The sequence below is a fragment of the Brevundimonas sp. EAKA genome (assembly GCF_000698025.1).
Classification (GTDB): Bacteria; Pseudomonadota; Alphaproteobacteria; order Caulobacterales; family Caulobacteraceae; genus Brevundimonas; species Brevundimonas mediterranea_A.
Map to the genome: position 1 here is coordinate 1 of NZ_JMQR01000196.1, position 3,796 is coordinate 3,796.

Annotated in this window: 4 protein-coding genes; 3 read left to right on the forward strand and 1 reads right to left on the reverse strand. The window is 66.0% G+C overall.

All coding sequences use genetic code 11. The features are described 5' to 3' along the window. Positions 1-283 precede the first annotated feature (283 nt). Positions 284-544, reverse strand: coding sequence for a hypothetical protein (locus ER13_RS16525; protein ID WP_008261155.1), 261 nt, complete (start codon positions 542-544; stop codon positions 284-286). Between the two features lie 328 nt (positions 545-872). Between ER13_RS16525 and cysK the strand changes: the two genes are divergently transcribed. The 3 genes from cysK to ER13_RS16540 all read left to right on the forward strand — a co-directional run bounded on the left by cysK (position 873) and on the right by ER13_RS16540 (position 3,703). Next, positions 873-1,853 (forward strand): cysteine synthase A, encoded by a 981-nt coding sequence (gene cysK / locus ER13_RS16530; protein ID WP_035311056.1) that lies wholly within the window; start codon positions 873-875, stop codon positions 1,851-1,853. Between the two features lie 53 nt (positions 1,854-1,906). Next, on the forward strand, positions 1,907-3,124 hold the full coding sequence (locus ER13_RS16535; RefSeq protein WP_035311058.1) for a DUF2336 domain-containing protein: 1,218 nt from the start codon (positions 1,907-1,909) through the stop codon (positions 3,122-3,124). A gap of 150 nt (positions 3,125-3,274) precedes the next feature. Then, positions 3,275-3,703 carry a MucR family transcriptional regulator gene (locus ER13_RS16540; RefSeq protein ID WP_008260928.1) on the forward strand — a complete coding sequence of 143 codons (429 nt, stop codon included), beginning with the start codon at positions 3,275-3,277 and terminating at the stop codon, positions 3,701-3,703. Positions 3,704-3,796: the final 93 nt, after the last annotated feature.

A 3,796-nucleotide genomic window follows, 5' to 3' on the forward strand; every position in this document is an offset into this window, starting at 1 on the left:
GGCCCGGCCCGCCGCCTCTCCCGCCCGCACCGTGGCCGCCCTGAAGACCGTCGGCCGCGGCGGCGCGGCCCTGGCGCCGGCGTCGGAGCCCGACGCGGACGGGTGGGAGTCCTTCTAGGCGTCTCCTTCGCCGGCCTTACAGAGGCCGGCGGAAGAACCGATCCCGGGATTGAGGCGCTTCTGGAGGGCCGACTGATCCGCCCTGGAGCCCCGCTGTCATGGCAAAACCCAACGAACGAACGCCGCCGAATCGGGGGTCGGCGGCGTTCGAGCTCTATGATGGTTACCAGTATCCGCCGGGGCAGGACCCGATGGCTTCCAAGGTGTAAAAGGGCGAAGTCGTGCCATTCACAGGCGAGGCGACGACATTCCCGTTCGAACACCGGTCCCTGTAGAAGCCCACCTGAGTGGTCAGGGTGGCATCACTGTAGAAGGTCCGGAAATACATGATTCCCGGCGCTTTCGCCGTCGCGGCGGCGGCGAATGCGGAAGCCCCGAGAACGGCTCCCAAGGCGACGAGACGGACGGTCGATTTCAGCTTCATCGTAAACCTCCAGGGGAGCCTATCTCCCACCTGGAGAGGACAGCTGACCCGAATGCGATGCAACCCACAATAATCTCCAATGCTCTTAACGTTTGCGTGAAAGGCGCGCCGCTCCGAGTGAGACGACTGCGGATCGGTGAAGGTCCAGGAGTGAGTTGCGTCGGTTGCTGGAGGCGCCCAGTGCAGCGGATGTTTGCGAAGATCCAGGATGTCGGCGGCGCCGGATCTGATCCTGGCGGACAGAAATCATCGTCGTCGCCCCCTTGCGGATCGATCTCCCCGCCTGTCTGTTACGCACCCTGAACGACCCGACCTTACCGGAGCCCCCATGTCCGACTTCAGCTACGACGCGTCCCGCCATCTGAAGAAGGGGCGGGGCAAGGTCTATGACTCGATCATCGACACCATCGGCGACACCCCCCTGGTGCGGCTGCCGCGCCTGTCAGCCGAATACGGCGCCAAGGCCACCGTGCTGGCCAAGCTGGAGTTCTTCAACCCCATCGCCTCGGTCAAGGACCGGATCGGGGTCGCCATGGTCGAGGCGCTGGAGGATGCGGGCAGGATCAAGGCCGACACCGTGCTGATCGAACCGACCAGCGGCAACACCGGCATCGCCCTGGCCTTCGTCGCCGCCGCCAAGGGTCTGAAACTGATCCTGTGCATGCCCGAGAGCATGTCGATCGAACGGCGCAAGATGCTGGCCCTGCTGGGCGCCCAGCTGGAGCTGACCCCGGCCGAGAAGGGGATGAAGGGCGCCATCGCCCGCGCCCAGGAGCTGCTGGAGGCCACCCCCAATGCGGTGATCCCGTCGCAGTTCGAGAACCTGGCCAATCCCGCCATCCACCGCGCGACCACGGCCGAGGAGATCTGGAACGACACCGACGGCGCCGTGGACATGGTGGTGGCCGGGGTCGGCACCGGCGGCACCATCTCGGGCGTCGGTCAGGCGCTGAAGGCCCGCAAGGCCTCGATCCGGATGATCGCGGTCGAGCCCGAGGCTTCGCCGGTCCTGTCGGGTGGCGCGCCCGGCCCGCACAAGATCCAGGGCATAGGCGCGGGCTTCACCCCCGCCATCTACGACGCCTCGGTCGTGGACGGGATCGAACAGGTGTCGAACGACGAGAGTTTCGACATGGCCCGCAAGGCGGCCCGCGTCGAGGGAATCCCGGTCGGCATCAGCTCGGGCGCGGCCCTGACGGCGGCCTTCCGCCTGGCCGCACGCGACGAGAATGCGGGCAAGACCATCGTGGTCATCATCCCGTCCTTCGCCGAACGCTACCTGTCGACGGCGCTGTTCGAAGGCCTGTAAAGCCGAGCGTCGCTGATACGTCGGGTTAACTCTGAGACCCTAGTCTTGGCGCCATGACCCAGGCGTCGGCCCTGAATGACGAAGAGGCGGCTCCGCCGTCGCTGAAGGCGCGCCATGCGTTGCTGAAGCGGCTGGCCGACGTCGTCTCCCTGCCGGCCAGCCGGATCAACGCTTTCGAACGGGCCGTGACCGGCGACCTGCTGGTCGAGATGCTGCGGCTGGGATCGACAGAGGAGCGTCGGCGCGTGGCGGCGCGGCTGGCGCCCCTGGCCGAACTGCCCAGCAGCGTCGCGCGCCTGCTGCTGCGCGACGAGCCCGAGGTCGCCCGTCTGCTGATCGAACAGTGCGCGTCCCTGAGCGACGCGGATCTGGTCGGGTGCGCGCGCGACGCGGGGCCCGAGCACCGGCTGATCATGGCCGAGCGTCGCGGTCTGTCCGAGATCGTCACCGAAACCCTGTTCGGCTTCGGCGAGATGGAGGTGATGGAGGCGGTGCTGCGCAACCCCACCGCCCGCCTGTCCCAGGTCGGGGTCGAGGCCGTGGTCGGCCTGAGTCGGACGCATCCGAAACTGTCCGGCCTGCTGCTGAAACGGCCTGAGCTGAGACCGGCCGGGGCCTATGTGATGTTCTGGTGGTGCGGCCCGGACGACCGGCGCACCATCCTGCAGCGGTTCGCCGTGTCGCGCGAGGTGATGCAGGAGGTGTCCGAGGACGTCTTCGCCATGGCCGCGGCCGAGGGCTGGTCGGACCCCGTCGCGCGCAAGGCCCTGCAGTTCATCGAGCGACGCCAGCGCAACCGCGCGGCCATCGACAAGAGCCCCTTTGACGGGCTGGAACACGCCCTGTCGGTGGCGGCGCAAGACGGCCTGTCGCGCGAGACGGCGTCGGAGATCGCCTTCCTGGCGGGCGTCAAACCCTTGACCGGCGCCAAGATCCTGGGGGATCCGGGCGGCGAACCCCTGGCGATCCTGTGCAAGGCGACGGGCCTGTCGCGTGCGGACCTGCTGAATCTGTGGCGCTCGATGCGTCGGCCGGAGACGACGGCCGACGGCGGCCTGCATCCTGACCTTGAACGTGTGCAGATCACCTATGAAATGTTGGCCGTGGATCGGGCGCAGACCGTATTGCGTTACTGGAACTGGTCTCTGTCATCGGCCCTGACCCCCAGTCTCCTGCGTGCGATTCGTGAGGGCGAGGATGAGGTGATCGATGAATATTCGGCGCCGGAACGTGCAGCCATGATGGTCCTGACCGAAGACTTGAAACGCTAGGTCAGCATGACCACAAGTGTGGTTATATAGAGCCTTGTCGTTCGCATAACGGCCGGATTGCTTTTGCATTCAAACAACCCTAAGAGCCGGAAGGGTAGGTTCGGCTGGCGTTTCAGTCGAAGCAAATAGATTATGAAAGAGACGCCGCGAATGGACGAGAAGCCCGAACTGCTGGAAATGACCGCTGACATCGTGTCGGCCTATGTCGGCAACAACACGGTGACGGCGGAAGCCCTGCCGGCGCTGATCGCCAATATTCACGCCGCTCTGTCGGGCGTCTCCAACGGTCCCGTCGAGGTTCCGCCGGAACCCAAGGAACCGGCCGTGCCGATCCGCAAGTCGATCAACGCCGACTTCCTGATCTGTCTGGAAGACGGTCGCAAGTTCAAGTCGCTGAAGCGCCACCTGCGCACCAAGTACGACATGAGCCCCGAAGATTACCGCGCCAAATGGGGTCTGCCGAAAGACTATCCCATGGTCGCCCCGAACTACGCCAAGGCCCGTTCGGAACTGGCCAAGCAGATGGGCCTGGGCCAGGGCGGCCGTAAACCCGCCCGCGTCGCCCGCGCCAAGAAGTAAGCCCGGTCCTTACCGGAGGAAAGCGCCCGCCTCCGCAAGGGGGCGGGCGCTTTTTTTTGGTCTCCCTCCCCCCGCGGGGGCTGTCACTATTAA